The organism is Streptomyces sp. NPDC048352 (genome assembly GCF_040651895.1).
Classification (GTDB): Bacteria; Actinomycetota; Actinomycetes; order Streptomycetales; family Streptomycetaceae; genus Streptomyces.
The window spans coordinates 22909-37038 of record NZ_JBEZKZ010000033.1 but is presented as its reverse complement, the minus strand read 5'-3'; the positions used below and the strand labels follow the sequence as shown (position 1 = coordinate 37038).

Sequence of the window (14130 nt, the reverse complement as noted above, 5' to 3'; positions counted from 1 at the left end):
GCGCTGGGTTCTACTTCCGCTGGTGGCCGTTCGGGGCCTGGTGGGCGTCGTCGTACTTCTCGTACGCGTCGACGATACGGCCGACCAGCTTGTGCCGGACGACATCCTCGGACGTGAGCCGCGAGAAGTGGATGTCGGGCACTCCGTCGAGGATCTCCTGGACCTGGCGCAGACCGCTCTTGGCGCCGCCCGGCAGGTCGATCTGGGTGACGTCACCGGTGACGACGATCTTGGAGTCGAAGCCGAGCCTGGTCAGGAACATCTTCATCTGCTCGACGGTGGTGTTCTGCGCCTCGTCCAGGACGACGAAGGCGTCGTTGAGCGTGCGGCCACGCATGTAGGCCAGCGGGGCCACCTCGATGGTCCCGGCGGCCATCAGCCTCGGGATGGAGTCCGGGTCGATCATGTCGTGCAGGGCGTCGTACAGCGGGCGCAGGTACGGGTCGATCTTGTCGAACAGGGTGCCGGGCAGGAAGCCGAGCCGCTCGCCCGCCTCGACGGCGGGGCGGGTCAGGATGATGCGGCTGACCTGCTTGGACTGCAGCGCCTGGACGGCCTTCGCCATCGCGAGGTAGGTCTTGCCGGTGCCCGCGGGCCCGATGCCGAAGACGATCGTGTTCCTGTCGATCGCGTCGACGTACCGCTTCTGGTTGAGGGTCTTGGGACGGATGGTGCGGCCGCGGCTGGAGAGGATGTTCTGGGTGAGCACCTCGGCCGGGGTCTCCGGGTCACCGCCCGGGCTGCCGTTCGCCTTGAGCATGGCGATCGAGCGTTCCACTGCGTCCTCCGTCATCGGCTGCCCGGTGCGGAGCACCAGCATCATCTCGTCGAACAGGCGCTGGATCAGTGCGACTTCCGCCGCCGACCCGACCGCGCTGACCTGATTGCCCCGAACGTGGATGTCGGCCTTCGGGAAAGCCTTCTCGATCACGCGCAGCAGCGCGTCGCCCGAGCCGAGTACGGTCACCATCGGGTGCGTCGCCGGGACGGTGAAGTGGGCTCGCGCCTGGCCCGGCGCCGGGGTGTGGGCTGTCGGTGTCTGAGTCATGGGCCGGCACTGTGGCCTGCGCATACCTCCCGCTGAGGGGCCGCGCGGATCGTCGACCTCCGGAGTACCAAGGGTACGTCCACCCCGGGGCCATCCCGAGGGGTTTTCCGGGCCGATCTAGACCGGGTGCCGGAAGCCGATGGTCGGGACGGCCCTGCGGCGCGGGGAGGGGGCCGCGCCGGGCGGTACGAGGGCGTCCAGGAAGGCGTAGCGGTCCCGCAGGGCGTCGGGGGCGGTGCGCCACCAGTGGGCCACCTCCGGCCAGCCCGGGGCCGAGAGGGAGCCGCCGAACTCCTGGACCGAGAGGGCGGCGGTCAGCCCGGCGAAGGCCAGCCGGTCGGCCAGGGGCCACCCCGCCAGGCTGCCCGTGACGAACCCGGCCACGTACACGTCCCCGGCCCCCGTGGGGTCCAGGGCGTCTACGGCGATGGCGGGGGCCTGCGCGGTCTCCCCCGTGCGGCTGTCGACCGCGTACGAGCCCTCCGCTCCCATGGTCACCACCGCGACCGGCACCTTCTCCGCGAGGGCCCGGGCCGCGGCGCGCGGACACTCGGTCCGGGTGTAGCGCATCGCCTCTCCCGCGTTGGGCAGGAACGCCTCGCAGTGCTGGAGGTCGGCCAGGGCGCCGAGGTCCCAGCGGCCCGTCTCGTCCCAGCCGACGTCCGCGAAGATCCGCGAGCCCCGGCGGGCCGCCTCCGAGATCCAGTCCTCGGTCTGGCCGGCGCCGAGCGAGGCCACCGCCGCGCGCGCCTTCGGCGGACACCAGGGGAAGGGGCCGGGGCCAGCCGGGGGCGGGGCCTCGTGGCCGTGGGAGACCATCGTGCGCTCGCCCTCGTACGCCATGGAGACCGTGACGGGGCTGTGCCAGCCCGGAATGGTGTGTGACATGGACAGGTCGATGCCCTCGCCCTGTTCGAGGGCGTCCCAGCAGTACTCCCCGTAGTGGTCGTCCCCGAAGGCGGCGGCCAGCGAGGTGCGCAGGCCCAGCCGCGCGAGGGCGGTGGCCATGTTGGCGACGCCGCCGGGGCTGGAGCCCATGCCGCGCGCCCAGGACTCCGTACCGCGCACCGGGGCCGAGTCGAGGCCGGTGAAGATGATGTCGAGGAACACCGTGCCGGTCAGGAAGACGTCGCAGCCCGGCTCTTGGGGATCGCGCACCGGTCCGAGCGGGTCGAGGGTGATGCGGCTGTCCCGACTGATCACGGTGTGCTCCCCGTTGAAATGTCGTTTCTGCTTACGGGCTGGAGAGAGGCCGGTCCTGCCCGGGTCCGGCAGGGCCAAACCCAGTGTGACGCACATCACCGGAGCCCTGCTCTCCTCCTCCCCCAGCGCCACTCGAGAAACACCCGGCCCTAGCGCTTGGGCAGGGCCACCCGTCCCAGGTCGGCCGCGATCGTCAGCTCCCCCTCGAACCCGGCCGCACGGGCCTCGCGTTCGAACTCCGACGGATCCCCGTAGCGCTGCGAGAAGTGCGTCAGCACCAGGTGCCGTACGCCCGCCTCCCGCGCCACCCGCGCCGCCTGCCCGGCGGTGAGGTGGCCGTGGTCGGTCGCCAGCCGGACGTCCGCGTCGAGGAAGGTCGACTCGATGACCAGCATGTCGCAGCCCTCCGCCAGCGCGTCCACGCCTTCACACAGCCGGGTGTCCATGACGAAGGCGAACCGCTGCCCCGGCCGGTGCTCGCTGACCGCCTCCAGCGTGACCTCGCCCAGCGGCCCCGCCAGCCGGCCCTCCCGCTGGATCCGGCCGACGTCCGGCCCCGCGATCCCGTGCCGCGCGAGCAGCGCGGGAACCATCCGGCGCCCGTCGGGCTCGGTCACCCGGTAGCCGAACGACTCCACCGGATGCGAGAGCCGGCGCGCCTCCAGGACGTACGGGGGCCCGCTCGCGAGCACCCCGTCCCCGGCCACCGGCTCCTCCCGGAGCCGCACCGTCTCCCGGTAGGCGGTGGCGTACCGCAGCCGGTCGAAGAACCGCTGCCCCGAGGCCGGGTAGTGCGCGGTCACGGGGTGCGGGACCTGGTCGAGGTTGATCCGCTGGATCACCCCGGCCAGGCCGAGGCTGTGGTCGCCGTGGAAGTGCGTGATGCAGATCCGGTTGATGTCGTGCGCCGCGACCCCGGCCCGCAGCATCTGCCGCTGGGTGCCCTCGCCCGGGTCGAAGAGGATGCCCTCGCCGTCCCAACGCAGCAGGTAGCCGTTGTGGTTGCGGTGCCGGGTGGGGACCTGGCTGGCGGTGCCGAGGACCACGAACTCGCGTACGGACACGGCTTATCCGGGCGGCCACTGGAGGCCGCGGCCCCCGAGGACGTGCGCGTGGGCGTGGAAGACGGTCTGGCCGGCGCCGGCCCCGGTGTTGAACACGACCCGGTAGCCGCCCTCTTCGACCTTCTCGTCGGCGGCGACGCGGGCGGCCTCGCGCAGGACATCGGCGGCCACGTCCGGCGCGCCGGCGGCGAGGGTGGCGGCGTCGGGGTAGTGCACCTTGGGGATGACGAGCACGTGGGTCGGCGCCTGCGGGTTGATGTCCCGGAAGGCGACGGTGGTCTCGGTCTCGCGGACCACCGTCGCCGGGACGGCGCCCGCGACGATCTTGCAGAACAGGCAGTCCGCCTGCGGTTCCCCGGCCATTGCTGCGCCTCCCGTGACGATGATCGGTCGGGGCATGCTACCCGCCGCCTGCCGGTGGACACCGCTGCGCGGAGCGGGTCCCCTCCCCTCCCCGCCCTTCCCCCGGGCGCTGCCCGGCCCCGCGCCTCAAACGCCGGCGAGGCTGCAAGACCCTGGGGCTCCGCCCCAAACCCCGCGCCTCAAACGCCGGCGGGGCTGGGTTGGGCTGCGACACGGAGGGGTCGGGGGCGGGGTGGGGTGTCGTCCGGGACTAAAACGAGATGAATTCGGCGCGCGGCACCGCCCGGCAAAACCACTCAGGCTCAGGCGCCGAACATCGAAGCCCGTCCCGGACGACACCCCACCCCGCCCCCGACCCCGGCCCACAACACCCCGGCACCCACACCCGGCCCCGCCAACGCACCACCGGTCCGCCGGGACACCGCCAAGCCACACCCCCGCCCGGCCAGGGCACCGGCACCCGCACCCCGCCCGGCCAGGGCAAGGGCTACGACCAGCGCCCCGACCGCGCCAACAGCACCGCCGTGGCCGCCGTGCCCGCGGTCGAGGTGCGGAGCACCGAGCGGCCCAGGCGGTACGGCCGCGCACCCGCCTCCGCGAAGACCGCCAGTTCCTCCGGCGAGACCCCGCCCTCGGGGCCGACCACCAGCACCACGGACCCCTTCTCCGGCAGCGCCGCCGTCGCCAGCGCCGCCGAGGCCGTGTCCCGGTCCTCGTGCAGCACCACCGCCAGATCGGCCTGCGCCAGCAGAGCGGCCACCTGCTTCGTGGACATCACCCCGGCCACCTCAGGGAAACGCACCCGGCGCGACTGCTTCCCCGCCTCCCGGGCCGTGGAACGCCACTTGGCCAGGGACTTCTCACCCCGGTCCCCGCGCCACTGCGTGATGCACCGCGAGGCCTGCCACGGCACGATGGCGTCGACGCCGGTCTCCGTCATCGTCTCGACCGCCACCTCGCCCCGGTCACCCTTGGGCAGGGCCTGCACCACCGTGATCCGCACGTCGGGCTCCGGCTCCTCGCTCACGGACTCCAGGTCCATGAGCACCAGGCGGTCCTTGCCCTCCGCCGCCTTGACCACGCCTTCGGTCCACCGGCCCCGGCCGTCGGTGAGGATCACGTCCTCGCCCGGGTTCAGCCGCTTCACGGACACGGCGTGCCGCCCCTCGGGGCCCTCCAGCACGAACTCCGGGCCCGCCGGAACCTCTTCGACCACGAACACGGGGGCCGTCATGACGTTCTCCTCATCTCAACACCTGCAACGCGTTCTGCGCCTCGGCCAGTTCCGCCGCCAGCACTTCCACCAGCTGCCCGGCCGGTAGCGCCCGGGCCAGCCGGTGGCCCTGCCCCGCCCACAGGGACATGCCCTGCGGGTCCCCGGCCGCGGCGGCCGCCTTGCGCAGTCCCGCGGTCATGTGGTGGACCTGCGGGTAGGCGGCCGGGGCGTACGGCCCGTGCTCCCGCATGAAGCGGTTGACCAGGCCCCGGGCCGGCCGGCCCGAGAAGGCCCGGGTCAGTTCCGTGTGGGCGAACATCGGGTCGGTCAGGGCCTTCTTGTGCAGCGGGTGCGCCCCGGACTCCGGGCACACCAGGAAGGCCGTGCCGAGCTGCGCCGACTCCGCGCCCGCCGCCAGCAGCGCCGCGATCTGCGCGCCGCGCATCAGACCGCCCGCCGCGATGATGGGCAGGGCCACGGCCTCCCGTACCTGCGCGACCAGCGCGAGCAGGCCGACGCCGGCCGTGCCGTCGGTCTGCGGGTCGTCCCGGTGGGTGCCCTGGTGGCCGCCGGCCTCGACGCCCTGGACGCAGACGGCGTCGGCGCCGGCGGCCTGCGCGGCCCGGGCCTCGTCGACCGAGGTGACGGTGACGACGGTGTGCGTACCGGCCTTGCGCAGGCGCGCGAGCACCTCGGGCGCGGGGGTGCCGAAGGTGAAGGAGACCACCGGGACGGGGTCCTCCAGCAGGATGGCCAGCTTCGCTTCGTAGCCGTCGTCGCTGGTGCCGATGATGTCCTCCGCGGCGAGCGAGACCGCGTACCAGTTGGCCTCGCCGGCCAGCTGCCCGCGGTAGGCCTCGACGGCGGTCTGGTCGACGGGGCCGGTCTGCGGCATGAGGAGGTTCACGCCGAAGGGCCGCCGGGTGAGGCCGCGCGTCTGCTTGATCTCCTGGTACATCCCGTCGGCGGTCTTGTAGCCGCCGGCCAGGTAGCCGAGCCCGCCGGCGTCGGACACGGCGGCGACGAGCGGCGGGCAGGAGACGCCGCCCGCCATGGGAGCCTGCACGATCGGGTACCGGTGGAGACCGTTCGGCGCGGAGGACATGGACTGCATCGTGCCACGTCCCGACCACCGGGCCGAATCACCGCATTCGCCTGGCATAGTCCGCTTCCCCGGCACTGTCCTCGCATCGCCGGGGGCGGTGGGGCGGGAAGCACGGAGCCCGGTCCGGGACGCCCCGGACCGGGCTCGTACGAGGCCTTCGGGGCCGCTCAGGTGCGGCCGTTGAACGCGTCCTTCAGGCGGCTGAACAGGCCCTGCTGGCCGGGCGCGAACTGGCCCGTCGGCCGCTCCTCGCCGCGCAGCTTCGCGAGCTGGCGCAGCAGCTCCTCCTGCTGGGCGTCCAGCTTGCCGGGGGTGGTGACCTCGACGTGGACGATCAGGTCGCCCCGGCCGCCACCGCGCAGGTGGGTGACGCCCCGCCCGTGCAGGGGGATGGCCTGGCCGGACTGGGTGCCGGGCCGGATGTCGATCTCCTCCATGCCGTCCAGCGTCTCCAGCGGGCACTTGGTGCCCAGGGCCGCGGCCGTCATGGGGATGGTGACCGTGCAGTGCAGGTCGTCCCCGCGCCGCTGGAAGGTCGGGTGCGGCAGCTCGTGGATCTCCACGTACAAGTCGCCGGCGGGGCCGCCGCCGGGGCCGACCTCGCCCTCGCCCCCGAGCTGGATCCGGGTGCCGTTCTCGACGCCGGCCGGGATCTTGACCGTGAGGCTGCGGCGGGAGCGGACCCGGCCGTCGCCCGCGCACTCGGGGCAGGGGGTCGGGACCACGGTGCCGAAGCCCTGGCACTGCGGGCAGGGGCGCGAGGTCATGACCTGGCCCAGGAAGGACCGGGTGACCTGCGAGACCTCACCGCGGCCGCGGCACATGTCACACGTCTGCGCCGAGGTGCCGGGGGCGGCGCCCTCGCCGGAGCAGGTGGTGCAGACGACGGCCGTGTCGACCTGGATGTCCTTGGTCGTGCCGAAGGCGGCCTCGTCCAGTTCCAGGTCCAGGCGGATCATGGCGTCCTGGCCGCGGCGGGTCCGCGAGCGCGGGCCGCGCTGCGAGGCCTGGCCGAAGAAGGCGTCCATGATGTCGGAGAAGTTGCCGAAGCCGCCCGCGCCGAAGCCGCCCGCGCCGCCACCGCCGCCCGAGGAGGACAGCGGGTCGCCGCCGAGGTCGTAGACCTGCTTCTTCTGCGGGTCCGAGAGCACCTCGTAGGCCGCGTTGATCTCCTTGAAGCGCTCCTGCGTCTTCGGGTCCGGGTTCACGTCCGGGTGGAGTTCACGCGCGAGGCGGCGGAAGGCCTTCTTGATCTCGTCCTGCGATGCGTCGCGGCGTACGCCGAGTACGGCGTAGTAGTCCGTGGCCACTTACGACTCCGCCAGGATCTGTCCGACGTAACGTGCCACTGCGCGTACCGCTCCCATCGTTCCGGGGTAGTCCATGCGGGTCGGTCCGACCACGCCGAGTTTGGCGACTGCTTCGCCGCCCGAACCGTAGCCGACGGACACGACCGACGTGGAGTTGAGCCCCTCGTAGGCGTTCTCGTGCCCGATCCGTACGGCCATCCCCGACTCACCGGCCTCGCCGAGCAGCTTGAGGAGCACGACGTGCTCCTCGAGTGCTTCGAGCACCGGCCTGATCGTCAGGGGGAAGTCATGTCCGAAGCGCGTGAGGTTGGCGGTGCCGCCGATCATCAGCCGCTCCTCCGCCTCCTCCGCCAGCGTTTCGAGAAGGGTCGCGATGACGGCCTTGACGGTCGCCCTGTCGTCGATCTCGAACGACTCCGGAAGGTCCTGCACCAGCTGCGGCACGTCGGTGAACCGACGGCCGACGACCCTGCTGTTGAGCCGCGCCCGCAGGTCGGCGAGGGAGTTCTCGCCGAAGGGGGTCTGGGTGTCGACCATGCGCTGCTCGACCCGGCCGGTGTCGGTGATCAGTACGAGCATCAGCCGGGCCGGGGCCAGCGACAGCAGCTCGACGTGCCGGACGGTGGAGCGGGTCAGCGAGGGGTACTGGACGACGGCGACCTGGCGGGTGAGCTGCGCGAGCAGCCGTACCGTGCGGCCGACGACGTCGTCGAGGTCGACGGCGCCGTCCAGGAAGTTCTGGATGGCGCGGCGCTCGGGCGTCGACAGCGGCTTGACGCCCGCCAGCTTGTCGACGAACAGCCGGTAGCCCTTGTCGGTGGGGATCCGGCCGGCGCTGGTGTGGGGCTGCGCGATGTAGCCCTCCTCCTCCAGCACGGCCATGTCGTTGCGCACGGTGGCGGGCGAGACGCCGAGGCGGTGGCGTTCCGTGAGGGCCTTGGAGCCGACGGGCTCCTCCGTCCCGACGTAGTCCTGGACGATGGCGCGCAGTACCTCGAGTCTGCGTTCACTGAGCATCGCGCACACCTCCGGATGCGAGTCGGTCTCGGTCGTGGCCGCCGTGGCCGGTCCTGGCTGGCTGGCACTCAGCGGGTGGGAGTGCCAGAGATCCCCCGGTCAGTGTACGGCCGGGTAGTAGTCCGGGGGCAAGGGCGGCCCGCCAGGGTAGCGTCGCCGCATGGACGTGCGTTGGGAAGAGGCGGGCTGGGAACGGGTCACCGGACGGGTCGGCCGGCGGCGGCTTCCGGTGTGGGACTGCACCGTGGGGCTGGTGGTGGGGGACGATTCGGTGCTGCTGGTCGACCCCGGATCGGGTGTGCGCGAGGGCGCGGGGGTGCGGGCCGAGGCGGAGCGGCTGACGGGCCGGCGCGTGACCCATATCGCATTCACCCACGGACATTTCGACCACGTACTGGGCGGTGCGGCCTTCGCCGGCGCCGAGTTCTACGGTGCGGTCGGCCTGGACCGGCAGCTGTCGACCCCGACGGGCCGCGAGGAGGTACGGGCGAGCGCGGTCCGGCACGGGCTGGCGGAGGCGGAGGCCGCCGAGGCGGTGGACCTGCTCCAGGCGCCCCGGCACCTGGTGTCGGGCGAGTGGACGCTCGAGCTGGGCGGGGTGCAGGTGCTGCTGGCCAACGTGGGGCCCGCGCACTCCCAGCACGACCTGGCCGTCTTCGTGCCGGGCGAGCGGGAGGCGGTGTTCTGCGGGGACCTGGTCGAGGAGTCGGGCGAGCCCCAGGCCGGCGGGGACGCGGTGCCGGGCCAGTGGCCCGCCGCGCTGGACCGGCTGCTGGCCCTGGGCGGCGACGACGCGGTGTACGTGCCGGGTCACGGAGCGCTGGTCGACGCGGGCTTCGTGCGTGCGCAACGCGCCACACTGGCGGCCCGGTTCGGCGTGTCGCGGGCGTGAGGGCGGCGGCTCTCCTAGGGTCGGCCGGATGCGTGAGTACTCCCCCGACCTGACCCCGCAGTGGAAGCGCGCCAAGGCCGTGCCGGAGGTGCCGGCCGACCCGGACCTGGTGGTCGAGGTGGCGGGTACGGACTTCTGCGGCGCGGTGGTGGCCTGCGAGGCGGGCACGGTGACCCTGGAGGACCGGTTCGGCAAGCGGCGCGTGTTCCCGCTGGAGCCGCGCGGCTTCCTGCTGGACGGCGCGGTGGTGACCCTGGTGCGCCCGTCACGGGCGCCCGCCACGCCCGCCAGGACGGCCTCGGGCTCGGTGGCCGTCCCGGGTGCGCGGGCCCGGGTGGCGCGGGCCGGGCGGATCTACGTGGAGGGGCGGCACGACGCCGAGCTGGTCGAGCGGGTGTGGGGCGACGACCTGCGGATCGAGGGGGTGGTCGTGGAGTACCTGGAGGGCGTCGACGACCTCGCGGCGGTGGTCGCGGAGTTCGCCCCGGGTCCGGACGCCCGGCTGGGGGTGCTGGTGGACCACCTGGTGCCGGGCTCGAAGGAGTCCCGCATCGCGGCCTCGGTGACCGGGCCGGACGTGCTGGTCGTGGGCCACCCGTACGTGGACGTCTGGCAGGCGGTGAAGCCGTCCGCGCTGGGCATCCGGGCGTGGCCCGAGGTGCCGCGCGGCCAGGACTGGAAGACGGGCGTCTGCCGGGCCCTGGGCTGGCCGCCGAACACGGGGGCCGCCTGGCAGCACATCCTGTCGCGGGTGTCCTCGTACCGGGACCTGGAGCCGACGCTGCTCGGCCGCGTCGAGGAGCTGATCGACTTCGTCACGGCGCCCTGAGGCGCGGCGCGCCGAGGGCACCGCACTGAGGCACGGCACGCAGAGGCACGGCACGCCGAGTCACCGCGCACCGCCGGACTCGCCCACCTTCGAGTGACAGTGCGTGTGCGGAGCGCCACGAAGGGCAAGGGTGCTCACCATGATCACCTTTGCTCTGCGGCAGCGCGCCGTCCTCGCCGCGACCGTGCTCGCCGCCGCCCTGCTCCCGCCCGCCTCCGCCTCGGCCACGGCGCAGGCCGCCCCGGCGAACTCCTGTCCGCGGGTGACCGACCACCTCTTCGCCGCGGCGGACAAGACCGTCGTGGTGGAGCGCATCACCCCGTCGCCGTCCTGGCGGATCAACTGCAAGCAGCTCTACCGCTCCGACGGCCGTCCGCCGTCGGTGGTCTTCGAGGAGGGCTTCAAGCCGAAGGCGCCCCTGGACGGCCAGTACGACATCGAGCAGTACGTGCTGGTCAACCAGCCCTCCCCGTACGTGTCGACCACCTACGACCACGACCTGTACAAGACCTGGTGGAAGAGCGGCTGGAACTACTACATCGACGCCCCGGGCGGGGTGGACGTCAACCAGACCATCGGCGACACCCACAAGTACGCCTCCCAGGCGGAGGTCGCCTTCCCCGGCGGCATCGACCGCTCCTTCATCGTCGCGGTGTGCCCGGTCGACAAGACCTCCAAGACCGAGATCATGGACGAGTGCCAGGACAACCCGCACTACAAGCCCTGGCGCAACAGCTGGCCGAGCTGACCCCGCCCGTCCGCCGGGACCTGGTCAGTCGACCAGGTCCCGCACCACCGCGTCGGCCAGCAGCCGCCCGCGCAGCGTCAATACCGCCCGCCCCGCCCCGTACGGTCCAGCCTCCAGGAGGCCGTCGGTGAGGGCGCGGCGGGAGGCTGCGAGGCCCGTCGGGGCCAGCAGGGACAGCGGGACGCCGTCCACCAGGCGGAGCTCCAGCAGGATCCGCTCCACGCGCCGGTCCTCCGCCGACAGCAGCTCGCGTCCCGCGCCCGGCGAGCGGCCCTCGGCCAGGGCGGCCGCGTACGCACCGGGGTGCTTCACGTTCCACCAGCGCACCCCGCCCACGTGCGAGTGCGCTCCGGGGCCCGCGCCCCACCAGTCGGCGCCGCGCCAGTACAGCTCGTTGTGCAGGCACCGCCCGGCCTCGGAGGTGGCCCAGTTCGACACCTCGTACCAGGAGTACCCGGCTGCGGCCATGACGGAGTCGGCGATCAGGTACCGGTCGGCGTGGACGTCGTCGTCCGTCATCGGGACCTCGCCGCGGCGGATGCGGCGGGCCAGCTGCGTGCCCTCCTCGACGATCAGGGCGTAGGCGCTGATGTGGTCGGGGCCGGCGCCGAGCGCGGCCTCCAGGGAGGCGCGCCAGTCGTCGTCGGACTCGCCCGGGGTGCCGTAGATCAGGTCGAGGTTGACGTGCTCGAAGCCGGCCGCGCGGGCCTCGGCGACACAGGCCTCGGGGCGACCGGGGGTGTGCGTGCGGTCCAGCACCTTCAGGACGTGCTGCTTCGCGCTCTGCATGCCGAAGGAGATCCGGTTGAAGCCGCCGGCGCGCAGCTCCGCCAGGTACGCCGGGTCCACGGACTCCGGATTGGCCTCGGTCGTGACCTCGGCGTCCTCGGCCAGCCCGAACTCGTCGCGGATCGCAGCGAGCATGCGGACGAGGTCCCGGGCGGGCAGCAGCGTGGGCGTGCCGCCGCCGACGAAGACGGTCCGCACGGCGCGCGGGTCGTCCCCGAGCACCTTGCGGGCCAGGCGGACCTCGTCGATCAGGGTGTCGGCGTAGTTCTCCCGGGAGGCGAGGACGCCGCCGGTGCCGCGCAGCTCGGTGGCGGTGTAGGTGTTGAAGTCGCAGTACCCGCAGCGCGTGGCGCAGTACGGGACGTGCAGGTAGAACCCCAGCGGCCGCGCCCCGGCGCCCTCCAGGGCGTGCGACGGCAGGGAGCCGTCTTCGGGCATGGGTTCACCGTCGGGCAGTGCGGAAGGCATGCGCCCATTGTCCCGCACCGCCCCATGGTCGTTTACGCCTCGGGCTACGCCTCCCTGGAGCCCTCGTACATCTCCTCGATGAGGTGCTTGAACTCACGCTCGACGACGGGCCGCTTCAGCTTGAGGCTGGGGGTGAGGTCTCCGTGCTCGACGTCGAGGTCGCGCGGCAGGATGCGGAACTTCTTGATCGTCTGCCAGCGCTGGAGGCCCTCGTTGAGGGTCTGGACGTAGGTCTCGATCAGCCGGTCGGTCTCCGGGGCCGCGAGGACCTCGGCGTACGTCCTGCCCTCCAGGCCGTTCTCGACGGCCCAGCCCAGGATCGCGGGCTCGTCGAGGGCGATCAGGGCGGAGCAGAAGTTCCGGTCGGCTCCGTGGACGACGATGGTCGACACGTACGGGCAGATCGCCTTGAACTGGCCCTCGATCTCCGCCGGGGCGACGTACTTGCCGCCGGAGGTCTTGATCAGGTCCTTCTTGCGGTCGGTGATGCGCAGGTAGCCGTCCGGGGACAGCTCGCCGATGTCGCCGGTGTGCAGCCAGCCGTCGCTCTCCAGGACCTCGGCGGTCTTCTCGGGCTGGCCGTGGTAGCCCTGCATGATGCCGGGGCCGCGCAGCATGACCTCGCCGTCGTCGGCGATGCGGACCTCGGTGCCGGGGAGCGGCTTGCCGACGGTGCCGGTGCGGTAGGCCTCGCCCGGGTTGACGAAGGAGGCCGCGCTGGACTCGGTCAGCCCGTAGCCCTCCAGGATGTGGATGCCGGCGCCGGAGAAGAAGTAGCCGATCTCGGGTGCCAGGGCGGAGGCGCCGGAGACGGCGGCGCGCAGCCGGCCGCCGAAGGCCTCGCGGAGCTTGGAGTAGACGAGGGCGTCCGCGATCTTGTGCCTGGCGGTGAGGGCGAGGGGGGCGGTCGCCCGTCCGGTGCGGCGGTAGTTGTCCTGGGTGACCTTGGCGTACTCGCGGGCGACGCCGACCGACCACTGGAAGATCTTGTACTTGGCTCCGCCGCCGGACCGGGCCTTGGCGGCGACGCCGTTGTAGACCTTCTCGAAGATGCGCGGGACGGCCGCCATGTAGGTGGGCTGGACGACCGGCAGGTTCTCGATGATCTTGTCGATGCGGCCGTCGACGGCGGTGACGTGCCCGACCTCGATCTGGCCGGAGGTGAGCACCTTGCCGAAGACGTGGGCCAGCGGCAGCCACAGGTACTGGACGTCGTCCGCGTGGATCATGCCGGTGGCCACGGTGGCCTTGGCCATGTACGACCAGTTGTCGTGCGGCAGGCGGACGCCCTTGGGGCGGCCGGTGGTGCCGGAGGTGTAGATGAGGGTGGCGAGCTGGTCGGGGGTGATGGCCGCGATCCGCTCCTTGACCGCCGCGGGGTGCTTGGCGAGGTACTCCTTGCCGCGTTCCTCCAGCTCGGCGAGGGAGAGCACCCAGCCCTCCGGATCGCCCTCGGCGGGGACGGCGTCGGCCGCCTCCAGAACCACCACGTGGGCGAGTTCGGGCAGGTCGGCGCGGCGCTCGCGGGCCTTGGCCAGCTGGGCGGCGTCCTCGGCGATCAGCACCCGGCTCTCGGAGTCCGCGAGGATGAAGGAGGACTCCTCGGCGTTGGTGCTCGGATAGATGGTGGTCACGGCGCCGCCGGCGCACATCACGCCGAGGTCGCACAGGATCCACTCGACGCGGGTGTTGGAGGCGAGCGCGACCCGGTCCTCGGCGTGCAGGCCCAGTCCGATGAGGCCGGCGGCGATGGCGAAGACCCGGTCGGCGGCCTGGCCCCAGCTGAGCGACTTCCAGTCGTCGGGACCGCCCTCACGGCCCGCCGCGGCCACGGGGAAGCGGTAGGCCTCCGCGTTCGGCGTGGCGGCGACGCGGTCAAGGAAGAGGGCCGCCACGGTGGGCGGGCGGTTCTCGATCAAGGTCTGTGTGTCGCTCACGGACGTCCTCCGGACCACGCGGCAGGGCCTGTTCGGGCATGACTTCAGGCATGACTTCGGGCTTGTAACTGGCGAGTAACCAGTGTTCAGAGTAGGGGGCGTGCGGCTGGCGCGTAAGGGCCACCCGGCGGCCGATTCATA

At 72.7% G+C, this 14130-nt stretch carries 13 protein-coding genes; 3 read left to right on the top strand and 10 right to left on the bottom strand.

All coding sequences use genetic code 11. From position 1 onward, the window contains the following. Nucleotides 1-10: 10 nt before the first annotated feature. The 8 genes from AB0D45_RS18815 to hrcA all read right to left on the bottom strand — a co-directional run bounded on the left by AB0D45_RS18815 (nucleotide 11) and on the right by hrcA (nucleotide 8326). Nucleotides 11-1048, bottom strand: a complete 1038-nt coding sequence (locus AB0D45_RS18815; RefSeq protein ID WP_361605946.1) for a PhoH family protein — start codon at nucleotides 1046-1048, stop codon at nucleotides 11-13. A 117-nt stretch (nucleotides 1049-1165) separates the two neighbouring features. Then, nucleotides 1166-2248 (bottom strand): PfkB family carbohydrate kinase, encoded by a 1083-nt coding sequence (locus AB0D45_RS18810; RefSeq protein WP_361605989.1) that lies wholly within the window; start codon nucleotides 2246-2248, stop codon nucleotides 1166-1168. Nucleotides 2249-2400: 152 nt separating this feature from the next. Beyond that, nucleotides 2401-3315, bottom strand: a complete 915-nt coding sequence (locus AB0D45_RS18805) for a ribonuclease Z (protein ID WP_362460224.1) — start codon at nucleotides 3313-3315, stop codon at nucleotides 2401-2403. 3 nt (nucleotides 3316-3318) lie between these two features. Then, on the bottom strand, nucleotides 3319-3678 hold the full coding sequence (locus AB0D45_RS18800) for a histidine triad nucleotide-binding protein (protein ID WP_361605940.1): 360 nt from the start codon (nucleotides 3676-3678) through the stop codon (nucleotides 3319-3321). Nucleotides 3679-4165: 487 nt separating this feature from the next. Continuing rightward, a complete protein-coding gene (locus AB0D45_RS18795) occupies nucleotides 4166-4912 on the bottom strand; it encodes a 16S rRNA (uracil(1498)-N(3))-methyltransferase (RefSeq protein ID WP_362460222.1) in 747 nt (248 codons plus the stop codon). 10 nt (nucleotides 4913-4922) lie between these two features. Then, entirely contained in the window at nucleotides 4923-5999 is a 1077-nt protein-coding gene (locus AB0D45_RS18790; RefSeq protein WP_361601716.1) for a nitronate monooxygenase, read from the bottom strand. A gap of 167 nt (nucleotides 6000-6166) precedes the next feature. Next, nucleotides 6167-7309 (bottom strand): molecular chaperone DnaJ, encoded by a 1143-nt coding sequence (gene dnaJ / locus AB0D45_RS18785; protein WP_361601719.1) that lies wholly within the window; start codon nucleotides 7307-7309, stop codon nucleotides 6167-6169. After that, complete coding sequence (gene hrcA / locus AB0D45_RS18780) at nucleotides 7310-8326, bottom strand: heat-inducible transcriptional repressor HrcA (RefSeq protein WP_361601722.1); 1017 nt, start codon at nucleotides 8324-8326, stop codon at nucleotides 7310-7312. A 160-nt stretch (nucleotides 8327-8486) separates the two neighbouring features. Between hrcA and AB0D45_RS18775 the strand changes: the two genes are divergently transcribed. The 3 genes from AB0D45_RS18775 to AB0D45_RS18765 all read left to right on the top strand — a co-directional run bounded on the left by AB0D45_RS18775 (nucleotide 8487) and on the right by AB0D45_RS18765 (nucleotide 10795). Next, complete coding sequence (locus AB0D45_RS18775; protein ID WP_362460218.1) at nucleotides 8487-9218, top strand: MBL fold metallo-hydrolase; 732 nt, start codon at nucleotides 8487-8489, stop codon at nucleotides 9216-9218. A gap of 28 nt (nucleotides 9219-9246) precedes the next feature. Beyond that, nucleotides 9247-10047: a DUF3097 domain-containing protein gene (locus tag AB0D45_RS18770; protein ID WP_362460215.1), complete on the top strand. Its 801-nt coding sequence runs from the start codon at nucleotides 9247-9249 to the stop codon at nucleotides 10045-10047. 139 nt (nucleotides 10048-10186) lie between these two features. Continuing rightward, nucleotides 10187-10795 (top strand): ADP-ribosyltransferase, encoded by a 609-nt coding sequence (locus tag AB0D45_RS18765; RefSeq protein ID WP_362460212.1) that lies wholly within the window; start codon nucleotides 10187-10189, stop codon nucleotides 10793-10795. A gap of 24 nt (nucleotides 10796-10819) precedes the next feature. Here the strand turns inward: AB0D45_RS18765 and hemW are convergent, their stop codons facing one another. After that, nucleotides 10820-12052: a radical SAM family heme chaperone HemW gene (gene hemW, locus AB0D45_RS18760; RefSeq protein WP_362460209.1), complete on the bottom strand. Its 1233-nt coding sequence runs from the start codon at nucleotides 12050-12052 to the stop codon at nucleotides 10820-10822. A gap of 44 nt (nucleotides 12053-12096) precedes the next feature. Further along, nucleotides 12097-13989, bottom strand: a complete 1893-nt coding sequence (locus AB0D45_RS18755) for a long-chain fatty acid--CoA ligase (protein ID WP_362460206.1) — start codon at nucleotides 13987-13989, stop codon at nucleotides 12097-12099. Between the last annotated feature and the right edge of the window lie 141 nt (nucleotides 13990-14130).